Origin of the sequence: Streptomyces sp. NPDC052773, from assembly GCF_044547145.1 — a bacterium.
GTDB lineage: Bacteria > Actinomycetota > Actinomycetes > Streptomycetales > Streptomycetaceae > Streptomyces.
The window spans coordinates 26,356-39,755 of sequence record NZ_JBITZX010000014.1 but is presented as its reverse complement, the minus strand read 5'-3'; the positions used below and the strand labels follow the sequence as shown (position 1 = coordinate 39,755).

The following is a 13,400-nucleotide window of genomic DNA, read 5'->3' as shown; positions in this document are numbered from 1 at the left end:
ATGACTCCCTCAGGGGCGCGGGGAACTGCGCGACCCGCCACACACGGCCCGCAGCCGCCGCAGACGACGAACCACCCCCTGCGCATCGCGATCACCGGCGGAGGCCCGGGCGGCCTCTACGCCGCGGCCCTCCTCAAACGCCTCGACCCGCGGCGCGCCGTCACCGTCTGGGAACGCAACGCCCCCGACGACACCTTCGGCTTCGGCGTCGTCCTCTCCGACGAAACCCTCGGCGGCATCGAGCACGCCGACCCGGTCGTCTACGCGGCCCTCCAGAGGGACTTCGTCCGCTGGGACGACATCCACATCACCCACCGCGGCACCCGCCACACCTCCGGGGGCCACGGCTTCGCCGCCCTCGGCAGAAAACGCCTCCTGGAGATCCTGCACGAACGCTGCCACGCCCTGGGCGTCGAACTGCGCTTCCGCTCCGAGGCCCCGTACCCGGCCTGGCTCACGGAGACGCACGACCTGGTCATCGCCGCCGACGGAGTCCACAGCACCACCCGCGAGGCCTACGCCCACCTCTTCCGCCCCCGGATCACCACCCACCGCTGCCGCTACATCTGGCTCGCCGCCGACTTCGCCTTCGACGCGTTCCGCTTCGAGATCGCCGAGACCGAGCACGGCGTGATGCAGCTGCACGCCTACCCCTACGCGCCCGACGCCTCCACCGTGATCGTCGAGATGCGCGAGGAGGTCTGGCGGGCCGCCGGCTTCGACGTCATGGACGAGCAGGAGTCCATCGACCGCTGCGCCAAGATCTTCGCGGACACCCTGCGCGGACGCCCCCTCCAGTCGAACAAGTCGGCCTGGACGCGGTTCCGCACGGTCGTCAACGAGCACTGGTCCGCCGGCAACCTGGTGCTGCTCGGTGACGCCGCCCACACCGCGCACTTCTCCATCGGCTCCGGCACCAAGCTCGCCGTCGAGGACGCCCTCGCCCTCGCCGCCTGCCTGGACGAACAGCCCTCTCTGGAGCGCGCGTTGGCGGCCTACGAGGAGGAGCGCAAACCGGTCGTCGCCTCCACCCAGCGCGCCGCCCGCGCCAGCCTGGAGTGGTTCGAGAACCTGGCGCTCCACCGCGACCAGCCGCCCCGCCAGTTCGCCTTCAACCTGCTCACCCGCAGCCGCCGCGTCACCCACGACAACCTGCGGCTGCGCGACGCCCGCTTCACCGAGGCCGTGGAGCGCGAGTTCGGCTGCCCGCCGGGTACGCCGCCGATGTTCACCCCGTTCCGGCTGCGCGGACTGACCCTGCGCAACCGGGTCGTCGTCTCGCCCATGGACATGTACTCGGCGGTCGACGGCGTCCCCGGCGACTTCCACCTGGTCCACCTGGGCGCGCGGGCGCTCGGCGGCGCGGGCCTGGTGATGACCGAGATGGTGTGCGTCAGCGAGGAGGGCCGGATCACCCCCGGCTGCGCCGGCCTCTACACCGGCAAACAGGCCGAGGCGTGGCGGCGGATCACCGACTTCGTGCACCGGCAGGCCCCCGGTACGGCGATCGGCGTGCAGCTCGGCCACTCCGGGCGCAAGGGCTCCACCCGGGTGATGTGGGAGGGCATGGACGAGCCGCTGCCCGACGGCAACTGGCCGCTGGTGGCCGCCTCCCCGCTGCCGTACAAGCCGGGCAGCCAGGTCCCGCGCGAGCTGTCCCGCGCGCAACTCACCGATCTGCGCGAGCAGTTCGCGGGAGCCGCCGGCCGGGCCGCGCGCGCCGGGTTCGACCTGCTCGAACTGCACTGCGCGCACGGCTATCTGCTCTCCGGCTTCCTCTCCCCGCTCACCAACCGGCGCACCGACGCCTACGGCGGCTCCCTGGAGAAGCGGCTGCGCTTCCCGCTGGAGGTCTTCGACGCCGTACGCGCCGTCTGGCCCGAGGAGCGGCCGATGACCGTGCGGATCTCCGCCACCGACTGGGCCGAGGGCGGCACCACCGCCGAGGACGCCGTCGAGATCGCCCGCGCCTTCGCCGCGCACGGCGCCGACGCGATCGACGTGTCGACCGGGCAGGTCGTGGCCGACGAGCGGCCGGAGTTCGGGCGCTCCTACCAGACGCCGTTCGCCGACCGCGTCCGTCACGAGGCCCGCGTCCCGGTCATCGCCGTCGGCGCGATCTCCTCCTGGGACGACGTCAACTCCCTGATCCTGGCCGGGCGGACCGACCTGTGCGCGCTAGCCCGCCCGCACCTGTACGACCCGCACTGGACGCTGCACGCGGCGGCCGAGCAGGGCTACGACGGCCCGGGCGCCGTCTGGCCGGACCCCTACCGCGCGGGCAGCAGGCGGCCCCGCACGGGGCGCACGGACGCGCCCAAGCCCCGCCTCACCCTGCGGAGTTGACGGGGACGCCCGCGAAGGCCGCCCCCGCGTCCCGCAGCCGCTCGTGCAGCCCGCGGAACACGGCCGCCGAGCGCGCCCCCGGCCAGTCCCGCGGCAGCAGCCGGGCCGGGAGCCCCGGGTCGGTGTACGGCAGATGGCGCCAGGAGTCGAGGGCGAGGAGGTAGTCCCGGTAGGCCTCCTCGGGCGGGGTGTCGGACCGCCGCTCCCAGTCGTGCAGCACGCGCGCGTGCCGGTCCAGGAACGCCTCGTGCTCCTTGGCGATCGCGGCCAGGTCCCACCAGCGGGCCACCGCCTCCGCGGTGGCCGCGAAGCCCAGGTGCTCACCGCGGAAGAGGTCGACGTACCCCTCCAGGCGCAGCCGTTGCAGCGTGTGGCGGGTCTCCTCGTACAGCCGGGCCGGGGCGATCCACACGCCGGGCGCGGCCGTGCCGAAGCCGAGTCCGGCCAGCCGGGAGCGCAGCACGTGCCGCTTCTGCCGTTCGGTCTCCGGGACGGAGAACACGGCGAGCACCCAGCCCTCGTCCTCGGGCGGCACGGCGGCGTAGATCCGCCGGTCGCCGTCGTCGAGGAGCTGGCGGGCGTCGGGGGAGAGCGCGTAACCGGCGGCGCCCTGCTCGGTGCGGGCGGGGACGAGCAGGCCGCGCCGTTTCAGCCGGGAGACCGACGAGCGCACCGAGGGCGCGTCCACGCCGACGGCGGCCAGCAGCCGGATCAGCTCGGCGACGGGCACCGGGCCGGGCAGGAAGCGGCCGTACGCCCCGTAGAGCGTGACGATGAGAGACCGGGGTGCGTGCTGGTCGGACACGTTGATCATTTTAAGTCGTGCCGGCCGCCGCCGATCCCCGCTGTCCGGCTTCGGTCCGCAGGCGGAACCGCTGGAGCTTCCCGGTCGCCGTGCGCGGCAGCGCGTCCAGGAAGACGATCTCGCGCGGGCACTTGTACGGCGCCAGCTCCTTCTTGACGAACGCGCGCAGCGCCTCGGCGTCCCTGGCGGCGCCCTCCGCGACGACGACGTACGCCACCACGGCGGCCCCGCGTGCCTCGTCGGGCCGGCCGACGACCGCCGCCTCCACCACGTCCGGGTGGCGCAGCAGGGCGTCCTCGACCTCGGGGCCCGCGATGTTGTACCCGGCGGAGATGATCATGTCGTCGGCGCGGGCGATGTACCGGAAGTAGCCGTCGGGCTCGCGGACGTAGGTGTCGCCGGTGACGTTCCAGCCGTCGCGGACGTACTGCGTCTGCCGCGGGTCGGCCAGATAGCGGCAGCCGATGGGGCCGCGCACGGCCAGCAGGCCGGGCTCGCCGTCGGGGACCGGCTCGCCGTTCTCGTCCTGCACGCGCGCCTGCCACCCGGGCACCGGAACGCCGGTGGTGCCGGGCCGGATGTGCTCGTCGGCGGCGGAGATGAAGATGTGCAGCAGCTCGGTGGCGCCGATGCCGTTGATGATCCGCAGGCCGGTGCGCTCGTGCCAGGCGTGCCAGGTGGCCTCCGGCAGGTTCTCGCCGGCGGAGACACAGCGGCGCAGCGAGGACAGGTCGTGGCCGTCGAGGCCGGCGAGCATCGCGCGGTACGCCGTCGGGGCGGTGAACAGCACCGACACCCGGTGCTCGGCGATCGCGGGCAGGAGGTGGCGGGGGCTCGCCTGTTCGAGGAGCAGGGCGCCGGCGCCCGCGCGCAGCGGGAAGACGACGAGGCCGCCGAGGCCGAAGGTGAACCCGAGCGGCGGGCTGCCCGCGAAGACGTCGTCGGGGCGCGGCTTCAGCACGTGCGCGGCGAAGGTGTCGGCGATGGCCAGCACGTCGCGGTGGAAGTGCATGCAGCCCTTCGGGCGGCCGGTGGTGCCGGAGGTGAAGGCGATCAGCGCCACGTCGTCGGCGGCGGTGTCCACGGCCGGGTACGGCGTCGCGGGCGTGGGCCGGTTCAGCAGGTCGTCCGGGCTGTCGCCGCCGTATGTGGTGACCCTCAGCCCCGGTATCGCGGCCTTGGCGAGGTCGTCGACCGCGCGGATGTCGCACAGGGCGTGCCGCACCCGGGCGATCTCGCACATCGTCGCCAGCTCGTGCGGGCGCTGCTGGGCCAGCACGGTGACGGCGATCCCGCCCGCCTTCAGCACCGCCAGCCAGCAGGCGGCCAGCCAGGGCGTGGTCGGGCCGCGCAGCAGCACCCGGTTGCCGGGGAGGATGCCCAGCTCGCCGGTGAGCAGGTGGGCGAGGCGGTCGACGCGGGTGCGCAGGTCGCCGTAGGTCCAGGTGGGGCCGGTGGGCGTGTGGAAGACGGGACGGTCGTCCGGGGGGCCGTCCAGCAGGGCGGCGGCGCAGTTGAGCCGTTCGGGGTGGCGCAGCTCCGGCAGGTCGAAGCGGAGGTCGGGCCACTGGTCGGGCGGCGGGAGGTGGTCGCGCGCGAAGGTGTCGACGTGGGCGGAGCGGGCCGAGTGGGTCGGGCGGTCCATGGCGGTTCGCCCCCTTGCCTGGTGGGCGTCGGATGGGTGGGGCTCGCGGTCGCGGTCGCACATGGAGCGTATCGTCTTGGTGACGGCAGTCAACGGGGCGCGATACCGTTCGGGTGAGGGTCGGGCCACGAGAGGCCGGGCCGTCGCGAGGTAGGTCAGGCCTTCGAGAGGGAGGACCGTACGTGCCCGCATTCTCACTCGACCCGGACCGCACCGCCTGGTGTGCGCGACTGCGCGCCCTGGCCGCTGAACGGCTGCGCCCGCTCGCCGAGAAGGGCGAGCCCGGCCACGTCAACCGCCCGCTCGTCGCCGAACTGGGCCGCCTCGGCCTGCTGGAGCGGCTGTTCACCTCCGGCGCGCTCGACCTCTGCCTGATGCGCGAATCCCTCGCCCACGCCTGCACCGAGGCCGAGACCGCGCTCGCCCTCCAGGGCCTCGGCGCCCACCCCGTCCACGCCCACGGCACCCCCGCCCAGCGCGCCCGCTGGCTCCCCGCGGTCCGCGCGGGCACCGCGATCGCCGCCTTCGCCCTCACCGAACCCGAGGCGGGCTCGGACGCGGCGGCGCTCGCGCTGGCGGCCGAGCCGGAAGCGGTCGGCCTCGGCCGCCCCGGCCGCCCCGGTGGGCCCGGTGGGCCAGGCGCGGCGGCGGGGGGCCCGGCCGCCGACGGGCAGCCGGACGGTGCGACGGCGGCCCGGCCCCAGGAGCGCGGGACCGCCGACCGCACGGGCTTCGGCGGCACGGCGTCTCACCCCGCCGAACCACCGGACGCGGCGGCCGGGCCGTACCCCGCCGCGGCGGCCACGCACGGGAAGCGCGCCCGCGCGGGCACCGACACGGCCCCGGGCACCGCCCCGGCCCCGGCTCCTGACCCGGGCACCGCCCCGGTCCCGGCGCCTGACCCGGGTACGGCGCCGGGCGCAGTCGGCCACGGTGGCCGTACGGGCGGCGCACGCGCCGGGGACGGCCGGTTCGCCGACGGCCCCGGGTACGCCCCGATCCCCGTGTCACCCCCCACCGCGCCCGGACCCGACGCCCTCGGCGCCGCACTCGCCGCCGCCCCCGACGGCACCACCCGCTGGCGGCTCACCGGGAGCAAGTGCTGGATCTCCAACGCGCCCGAGGCGGACTTCTACACCGTCTTCGCGCGGACGACACCCGGCGCGGGCGCCCGGGGCGTCACCGCGTTCCTGGTGCCCGCCGACCGGCCCGGGCTGAGCGGCACCGCGCTCGACATGCTCTCCCCGCACCCCATCGGGGCGCTGGACTTCGACGCCGTACCGGTCACCGCCGACGACGTGCTGGGGGAGCCCGACCGGGGTTTCCGGGTCGCCATGGGCACCCTCAACCTGTTCCGGCCCAGCGTCGGCGCCTTCGCCGTCGGGATGGCCCAGGCCGCCCTCGACGCCACCGTGGACCACACCGCCCGCCGCCGGGCCTTCGGCGGCCCGCTCAGCGCCCAGCAGACGGTCGCCCACCAGGTCGCGGAGATGGCGCTGCGGGTGGAGGCGGCCCGGCTGATGGTGTACGCGGCGGCCACGGCGTACGACGCGGGCGCCCCGGACGTGCCCAAGCGCGCGGCGATGGCGAAACTCCTCGCCACCGAGACCGCGCAGTACGTCGTCGACCGCGCCGTCCAACTGCACGGGGCCCGCGCGCTGCGCCGCGGGCACCTCCTCGAACACCTCTACCGCGAGGTGCGCGCGCCCCGCATCTACGAAGGGGCGAGCGAGATCCAGCGCGGCATCATCGCCAAGGAGCTGTACCGGGAGGCCCTGTGACCACCGAGCGCGTCAACCCGCCCGACCTCTCCCCGCCCACCGGCTTCTCCCACGCCGTCGTCGCCACCGGCTCCCGGCTGGTCTTCCTGGCCGGCCAGACCGCCCTCGACCCCGACGGCAAGATCACCGGCGAGACCCTCCCCGAGCAGTTCGAGCGCGCCCTCGCCAACCTGCTCACCGCCCTCCACGCGGCCGGCGGCACCCCCGCCCACCTCACCCGCGTCACCGTCTACACCACCGACGTCGCCGCCTACCGCGCCCACGCCCCCGAACTGGGCCGCATCTGGCGGCGCTCGGCGGGCCGCGACTACCCGGCCATGGCGGTCATCGGGGTCACCCGCCTCTGGGACACCCAGGCCCTGGTGGAAGTGGACGGCTTCGCGGTACTGCCCTGAGACCATCACGCGCCACCGAAGGAGCGACGATCACACCGGTGGGGGCGTGGGGCCGGTACCTGTGGGAGTCCCATCACAGGAGGTTTCCGATGTCCGTCGCCCACTTCTCGGGGTGGTCGCCGCCGCGAGCCTGGCACTGGTCACCGCTGTCGGTGTAACTCCGGCCGTCGCCGAGCCGTCCGGGACGGTCACCGTCGACCCGGTCGCACGGGTCGCCGCCGACGGGACCGTCACCCTCTCCGGGACCTGCCGCTGCACACCGGCGGCAGCGGTCCGGTGTTCGTCTGGACACCAGCGGCGGCCTGCCGCTGCCCCGCTTCCACGCGTCCTCGCCGCAGCAGGACGTCACGCTGGTCGCGTCCTGATCGGTGCGACGCCGGGTCAGACGGCCGCCGGAGCCGATGCCGTGCTCAGGCGGCCGATGCCCCGGTCGAACCGCCGCAGCAGCAGCACCGCCGTCGTGGCGAGGCCGGTGAGCAGGCCGAGCCAGATGCCGAGGGTGTCCAGGCCCGCCACGAAACCGAGCAGGGCGGCGGGCAGGCCGACCAGCCAGTAGCCGACCAGGGTGACCCGGAAGCCGCCCTTGGTGTCGTCCAGGCCGCGCAGCAGCCCCACCCCGATGTTCTGCGCGCAGTCGAAGAACTGGAGCACCGCCGCCACCAGCAGCAGCTGCGTCGCGATGTCGACCGCCCGCACCTCCCCGGACTCGAAGAACGGGGCCAGCACCAGCTGAGGAACGGTCAGATAGGCCAGTCCGACCACCGCCATCACCGCCGCCGCGCACGCCAGCGCGGTGTTCCGCAGCCGCCGCGCCGCCGCCGTGTTGCCGAGGGCCAGTTCCCGGCTCACGCCGATCGACGCCGCGTGCGAGAGGCCGACGGCGATCTGGAACACGATGTACACCAGCTGGTTGACCGCCGTGTGCGCGGCCAGCGCGGCCGGCCCGAAGCTGCCCACCAGCAGCGCGACGACGGAGAAGAACCCCGCCTCCGAGCCGTAGGTCGCGGCGATCGGCGTACCGAGCGAGGTCAGTCGGCGCAGCGTCGCCGGGCGGGTCTTCCAGATGCTCAGGGACAGCACCGGCGCGAGCTGCGGATCGCGCCGGGCGGACACGTACAGCGCCAGGAACGACAGGGCGTACACCGACGTCGTGGCCAGGCCGATGCCGGGCAGGCCCAGCTTCGGGAAGAACCAGGTGCCGTGGATGAACACCCAGTTCAGGCCCGCGTTCACGGCGATCGAGGCGATCGTGATGCGCAGCAGCGCCTGCGGGCGGCGCATGCCGACGGTGAACTGCCGGATCGCCTGGAACCACAGACAGGGCAGCAGCCCCGGCGCCATCGCGTACAGCACCGGCCGTGCCGCGTCCACGACGTCCGGGTCCTGGCCGAGCCAGACCACCGCGTGCCCGATGAGGATCATCAGCACGGCGCCGCCGAGCCCGGCCAGGGTGGACAGCAGCAGGCTCGCCCGGACCAGGTCCCGGACGTCCTCCCGCGCCGCCTCGGAGCCGTCCTGTTCACCGCGCGCGTCCGCCGCGGCGACCTGGTTGCCGACGGCGGTCACCAGACCGACGCCCATGGTGCGCAACTGATTGAAGATCACCATCGCGAGACCGCCGGCCGCCAGCGCCTCGGTGCAGATCAGGCCCATCATGACGGTGTCGGTGGTGGTCAGCGCGACCTGCGCGAGCTGGGTGAGCGCGAGCGGCACGGCCAGCGTGGCGAGGGCGCGGCTGTCGGTGAGGAGACGGGTCAGGGCGGGAGGCATCTGATCTACGCGAACTTCCTCTAGGCGTGGGGGAGTCGGGCGTGCGGAATCGGGCGTGGCGAGTCAGGCGTGCGGAGTCGGGCGTGGCGCAGTCAGGCGTGGCGGAGTTTGGTCAGCAGCGCGTCGACCTCACGCTCCACATCGCGGTCGACGAGGTCGCGCGCGGCCATCCAGTCGTCGTCGAACACCGTGTCCAGGTACTTCTCCCCGCCGTCGTTGACGAGCGCGACCATAGTCGTTCCCGGCGGCAGTGAGGAGAGCCGGGTCAGCGCCTCGTACACCACTCCGCCCGCGGAGCCGCCGATCAGCAGTCCGGTGCGGCGGGCGACGACCCGGCAGGTGGCGAACGCCTCGACGTCACCGACCTTCACGCCCTCGTCGAGCAGGTCGTAGTCGACCATCGCGCCGATGGTGGCGCCCTCCGGGGTGCCGGTGCCGGACTGGTAGTAGTCGTGCGCGGGCGGCCCGAAGGCGATCGACCCCTTCGGCTCGACCCCGACGATCCGCACCCCGGGCACCGTCCTGCGCAGTTCGCCACCGGTCCCGAACAGGCCGCCGCCGGTGCCGACGGCGCCGATGAGGAGGTCGATACGGCCGTCCAGGGCGGCGTGCAGCTCATGGGCGACGGGCCGGTAACCGTCGCCGTTCGCCGGGTTGTTGTGCTGCTCGGTGAAGTAGGCGTTCTCCGACTCGGCGGCCAGCTTCTCGGCGAACTCCTCGCGGGCGGCGGTGGCCAGCTCCTCGTCGCCCTCCTCGGCGACGTAGACGAGTTCGGCGCCCAGCGCCTTCATCGCGCGCAGCTTGTCCGCGGCGGCGTGGTGGTCGACGACGGCGGTGAAGGTGTAGCCGCGCTCGGCGGCGACCACGGCGAGCCCGAGGCCGGTGTTCCCGGAGGTCGACTCGACGATCCGGCCGCCGGGCCGCAGCAGCCCGCGCTCCTCCGCGTCGAGGACCATCTGCCGGGCCATGCGTATCTTGGCGGTGCCGGTGGGGTTGAACTGCTCCAGTTTGAGCAGCAGCCGGCTGCCGTCCTGGGTCCGGCACAGCTCGAAAAGCGGGGTGGCGCCGATGAGTTCGCTGACCCGGCGGACGACCGGCGGGCGGTGCAGGGCGTGCTCCAGAGCGTGGGCCAAGGCGTGGTCCGGGGCGTGGTCCGGGGCGTGGTCCATGGTGTGAACTCCCTACGGGTGGCGGTCGAGACGCCAGCGGGGACGGGCGGCGGGATCGGCGGAGCCGGGGGCGGGTTCGACGACGACCTTCGGCGGCAGCGGCAGCTCGTGGAAGGGCGACTCGTTGGAGTCCATCTGGTAGCCCGCGGTGTTGAGGTAGACCAGCAGATCGCCCACGGCGGGCCGGCGCGGGAACGGCACCCGGCGCCAGGTGAGCATGTCGGACTCCAGGCAGGTGGCGGCGCCGACACAGGCCTCGTACCTGCCCTCGGGGGACGGTGCGCGCGGCACCAGCACCGGGTCCGGCAGGAACTCGCTCTCGAACCACTGCTCGGACAGGCTGAGGCTGCTGCCGTCCACGGTGAGGATCGCGTAGCCGTCGCGCTGCTTGACGCCCTGCACGCGGAAGACCGTGCACCCGGCCTGGTCGAGCAGTGCCCGGCCCGGCTCCACCAGCAGTGTCACCCCGGCCGCGCGCAGCAGCTCGGCCAGCGGGTCGGTCTCCCCGGCGGGCACCGCCGCGAGGATCGCGCGCAGCGCGTCGGCCCCGGCGACGGGGGAGTGGTACGGGTAGAAGCCGCCGGAGAAGGTCTTGCGTGCGTGATAGTGCTCGGGCCGCTGCTCCTCGCCGAACCGGCGCCAGTCGTCGCCGTCGGCGTAGTCCACGGGGAAGCCGCCGCCGATGCTGATCCGGTCGGCGCGCAGCCCCAGCGCGCGGGCGTGGCGGCACAGGCGGAGCAGTTCCCCGGCGAGGTCGGCGCGCGCCGGGATGTCGTAGCCGGAGAGATGGAAGCTGAAGCCCTCCAGCTCCAGGGGGCCGTCGGCGCACCGGCGCAGCGCGGCCTCCAGCTCCTCCGCGTCCAGGCCGAACCGGCTGTGCGGCTGGGCGGGTGGCAGCCGCCGCAGCAACACCCGTGCCGTGCGGCCGAGTTCGGCGGCCGTACCGGCGATCCGGTCCAGCTCGTCGAGGGCGTCCACGGCGATCAGCGCGCCCTGGAGCACGGCGACCCGCAGCAGGTCGTCCGCCTTGGCGGGTCCGGTCACCACCACGTCGGGGCCGGGCACCCCGCAGGCCAGGGTCTCGCGCAGCTCCCCGAGGCTGGCCACGTCCACGCCGAGGCCCAGCACGGCGGCCCGCTCGGTGTAGAGGGCGGCCTTGTTGGCCTTCTTGGCGTAGTAGACCCGCCCGGCGACGCCCGCCTCGGCGAACGCCTGCCGGAAGGCCGCCGCGTTGGCGTCGAAGGGGCCGGGGAACAGCACGTGGTAGGGCCCGCCGAGGCCGTGGCTCAGCTCGTGCAGCAGCGGCCCGGCGGCGAGCAGCGCCCGCACCTCGGGCGCCTGCCGGGCGGGCAGCGAGGGCACGGGGGGAGCGGTCACACCGGTCACTGCCACAGCGGTACCACCGTGCCCAGGCCCTGCGCGAGGGCGAGTTCGGCGAACCGGTGGCCGAGCGCGATGTCGGTGACGACCAGTCCGCTGTTGTACGCGAAGATCCGCTGCCCCGGATCGGTCCGCCCGGCCGCGCGTCCGGCGAGCACCTCGGGGAACTCGGCGTCCACCGCCCGCAGTTCGCCGTTCGCGTCGGCCATGTCGGTTCCGGTGACCTGCATCTGGGCGGCGCTGGTGGCGATCACCCGGTCGGCGCGGTGCAGGGTGGAGGGCGCGATGCCGTAGCCGACGAGCACGGACAGCGCGGCGGGCTTGAGCCAGTCGGCGTCGACCGAGGCGGGGGTGTTGGGCCCGGCGGTGGCCAGGACGATGTCGGCGTTCTCGGCGGCGGCGCGCAGATCGGTGACGATCTCCGGCTCCCGCTCGGGGAAGTGCGCGTGCAGTTGCTCGCGCACGGCGCGTATGCCGTCCGGGTGGGTGCCGAAGACCATCAGCCGCTCCAGCCGCGGCATGGTCGTCAGCAGGAAGGGCAGGGCGAGCCGGCCCTGGGTGCCGGTGCCGATGACGAGCGCGCTGCGGGCGCCGGGGGCGGCCAGTTCGCGGGCGAGGAGCGCGGAGACCGCGGGGGTGCGCAGGGCGCCGACGCGACCGCAGTCCATCATCGCGACCGGCAGCCCGGTGGCGTCGTCGTAGAGGGTGAGGGTCGTGTAGTAGTGCTGCTTGTCGCGGTCCTCGTGCAGGCCGTACTTGTACGACGTCTTGACGGCGACGACCCCTCGCTCCCCGTCGCGGCCGAGCATCGCGTACGCCACCGAGTGGCCGTCCTCGGGTTTCACGGTGAGCTTGCGCGGATTGTCGGAGCGGCCCGCGGCCAGGGTGCCGTAGGCCTGCTCCACCACGGCGACGACGTCGGCGAGGGAGATCTCGATGCCGGCGACGTCACTGGTGCTCAGGATGCGCAGGGTGGTGTCCGAAACGTGGGTGGCGGTCATGCGTCGTATGCCTCCAGAACCTTCTGTCCGTAGCCGTGTTCGAAGCGTTCCGCCGAGGGGCGGGTACGACGCCCGGGGACGCGTACGGAGGAACGTTTCAGCCAGCGGTCCGTGCCGTCGTAGCGGGCCTTGAACGGGACCCGGCCGTGCACCACGAGGTCGTTGTCCACGACCAGGACCTGGCCTGGCTCCAGGCTGACCGCGGTCGCGACCCGGGACAGCTCGTCCGTCAGCCGTCCGTAGGCGGCGCGGTGTTCGGCACCGGCCCGCTCCAGCGGGGTGTAGGCGGGGTCGAAGCGCAGGGTGGGGCCGTCCGGCGACTGCCACAGCGTCGGCACGGGCTGCGGATCACCGGCGTAGCCCTGGGCCTCGGTGTAGGCGTCGTCGGGCAGGATCGGCAGCTCGGGGCGGGTCAGCAGCCGCAGGTCGTCGTCGGAGAGACGGACGTGGCGCACGCTCGCGGCGGTGGTGGCCACCGCGTCCGGGTTGCGCATGCAGGACAGCAGCAGCAGATGGGCGCGGCCGGGGTGGAAGGCGTCCTCGGTGTGCGGGCTGAGCAGCACGGTGCTGCTGGCGCCGGTCTGCTCCTCCTCGTGGCCGGGCGAGGGCACGATGTTGTGCACGAACCGGCCCTCCTGCTGCCCCTCCCAGGCGAGGGGGACGCCCATCACCGCGGAGAGCAGCAGCAGTTCGACGTCGTGCACCGCGCCCGCGTCACCCGCGCGCGACCAGTGGGCGGGCGTGGGGCCGAGCGCCCAGTCGTCGACCTCCAGGCCGGCCAGGACGAAGAGTCCGCCGGGGGAGTCGACGGGGCGGCAGGCGTCGCGGAGGCCGTCGCTCAACGCCGCAGCCGAGGAAGGGAGTTCGGCGAGCAGATCGGGGTCGGTGGGCGTGCCGGAGAAGTGGTGCAGCAGGGTCTCGGCGGCCGTGCGCAGCTCCGCCGCCTGGTCGGGTGTGAGCGTACGTACGGGCAAGGCTCCCGTGGGCATGGTGAGTTGTCCGTTCCGCAGGGTGGGGGGCGCGTTTCGTGGCGCTGTTTCAGACAGCGCTTTCCGATGGTGAACGGGCTCGTGCGGCGGCCTTCCCAGGGCTTGTCACGGTGTGTAGC

Annotated in this window: 9 protein-coding genes and 3 pseudogenes; 5 read left to right on the top strand and 7 right to left on the bottom strand. The window is 74.1% G+C overall.

What is annotated here, in order from left to right:
• Positions 1-2,346, top strand: coding sequence for a bifunctional salicylyl-CoA 5-hydroxylase/oxidoreductase (locus tag ACIG0D_RS27005; RefSeq protein ID WP_399806099.1), 2,346 nt, complete (start codon positions 1-3; stop codon positions 2,344-2,346).
• Here the strand turns inward: ACIG0D_RS27005 and ACIG0D_RS27000 are convergent.
• Both ACIG0D_RS27000 and ACIG0D_RS26995 read right to left on the bottom strand, forming a co-directional pair.
• On the bottom strand, positions 2,330-3,160 hold the full coding sequence (locus tag ACIG0D_RS27000) for a PaaX family transcriptional regulator C-terminal domain-containing protein (protein WP_399805774.1): 831 nt from the start codon (positions 3,158-3,160) through the stop codon (positions 2,330-2,332). The two genes, ACIG0D_RS27005 and ACIG0D_RS27000, sit on opposite strands and share 17 nt — an antisense overlap.
• A 1-nt stretch (position 3,161) precedes the next feature.
• Positions 3,162-4,796, bottom strand: coding sequence for an AMP-binding protein (locus ACIG0D_RS26995; protein ID WP_399805773.1), 1,635 nt, complete (start codon positions 4,794-4,796; stop codon positions 3,162-3,164).
• 113 nt (positions 4,797-4,909) lie between these two features.
• Here ACIG0D_RS26995 and ACIG0D_RS26990 point away from each other — a divergent pair.
• From ACIG0D_RS26990 to ACIG0D_RS26975, 4 genes and pseudogenes are all read left to right on the top strand, one after another.
• Positions 4,910-5,293, top strand: a pseudogene (locus ACIG0D_RS26990) (acyl-CoA dehydrogenase family protein); the annotation flags it as partial.
• A gap of 510 nt (positions 5,294-5,803) precedes the next feature.
• Positions 5,804-6,577: pseudogene (locus ACIG0D_RS26985) on the top strand (acyl-CoA dehydrogenase family protein); the annotation flags it as partial.
• The gene (locus ACIG0D_RS26980) at positions 6,574-6,972 is read left to right on the top strand and encodes a RidA family protein (RefSeq protein ID WP_399805770.1); all 399 of its coding nucleotides are present in this window, start codon (positions 6,574-6,576) and stop codon (positions 6,970-6,972) included. The pseudogene ACIG0D_RS26985 and the gene ACIG0D_RS26980, both read left to right, overlap by 4 nt.
• A gap of 46 nt (positions 6,973-7,018) precedes the next feature.
• Positions 7,019-7,198: pseudogene (locus ACIG0D_RS26975) on the top strand (hypothetical protein); the annotation flags it as partial.
• 155 nt (positions 7,199-7,353) lie between these two features.
• On the opposite strand, the gene ACIG0D_RS26970 reads toward ACIG0D_RS26975, so the two are convergent.
• The 5 genes from ACIG0D_RS26970 to ACIG0D_RS26950 form a co-directional block, all read right to left on the bottom strand.
• Entirely contained in the window at positions 7,354-8,742 is a 1,389-nt protein-coding gene (locus ACIG0D_RS26970; protein WP_399805768.1) for an MATE family efflux transporter, read from the bottom strand.
• A 92-nt stretch (positions 8,743-8,834) separates the two neighbouring features.
• The gene (locus ACIG0D_RS26965; protein WP_399805766.1) at positions 8,835-9,911 is read right to left on the bottom strand and encodes a cysteine synthase family protein; all 1,077 of its coding nucleotides are present in this window, start codon (positions 9,909-9,911) and stop codon (positions 8,835-8,837) included.
• Between the two features lie 12 nt (positions 9,912-9,923).
• On the bottom strand, positions 9,924-11,288 hold the full coding sequence (locus tag ACIG0D_RS26960) for an alanine racemase (RefSeq protein WP_399805764.1): 1,365 nt from the start codon (positions 11,286-11,288) through the stop codon (positions 9,924-9,926).
• Positions 11,289-11,293: 5 nt separating this feature from the next.
• Complete coding sequence (locus ACIG0D_RS26955) at positions 11,294-12,292, bottom strand: ornithine cyclodeaminase family protein (RefSeq protein ID WP_399805762.1); 999 nt, start codon at positions 12,290-12,292, stop codon at positions 11,294-11,296.
• Positions 12,289-13,266 carry a TauD/TfdA family dioxygenase gene (locus ACIG0D_RS26950; RefSeq protein ID WP_399805759.1) on the bottom strand — a complete coding sequence of 326 codons (978 nt, stop codon included), beginning with the start codon at positions 13,264-13,266 and terminating at the stop codon, positions 12,289-12,291. The genes ACIG0D_RS26955 and ACIG0D_RS26950 overlap by 4 nt, the downstream gene beginning before the upstream one ends.
• Positions 13,267-13,400: the final 134 nt, after the last annotated feature.

Bases quoted from the DNA above. Each gene is read 5' to 3' on its own strand.
- ACIG0D_RS27005 (WP_399806099.1), top strand. From the start codon at position 1: ATGACTCCCTCAGGGGCGCGGGGAACTGCGCGACCCGCCACACACGGC.
- ACIG0D_RS27000 (WP_399805774.1), bottom strand. From the start codon at position 3,160: ATGATCAACGTGTCCGACCAGCACGCACCCCGGTCTCTCATCGTCACG.
- ACIG0D_RS26995 (WP_399805773.1), bottom strand. From the start codon at position 4,796: ATGGACCGCCCGACCCACTCGGCCCGCTCCGCCCACGTCGACACCTTC.
- ACIG0D_RS26970 (WP_399805768.1), bottom strand. From the start codon at position 8,742: ATGCCTCCCGCCCTGACCCGTCTCCTCACCGACAGCCGCGCCCTCGCC.
- ACIG0D_RS26965 (WP_399805766.1), bottom strand. From the start codon at position 9,911: ATGGACCACGCCCCGGACCACGCCCCGGACCACGCCTTGGCCCACGCT.
- ACIG0D_RS26955 (WP_399805762.1), bottom strand. From the start codon at position 12,292: ATGACCGCCACCCACGTTTCGGACACCACCCTGCGCATCCTGAGCACC.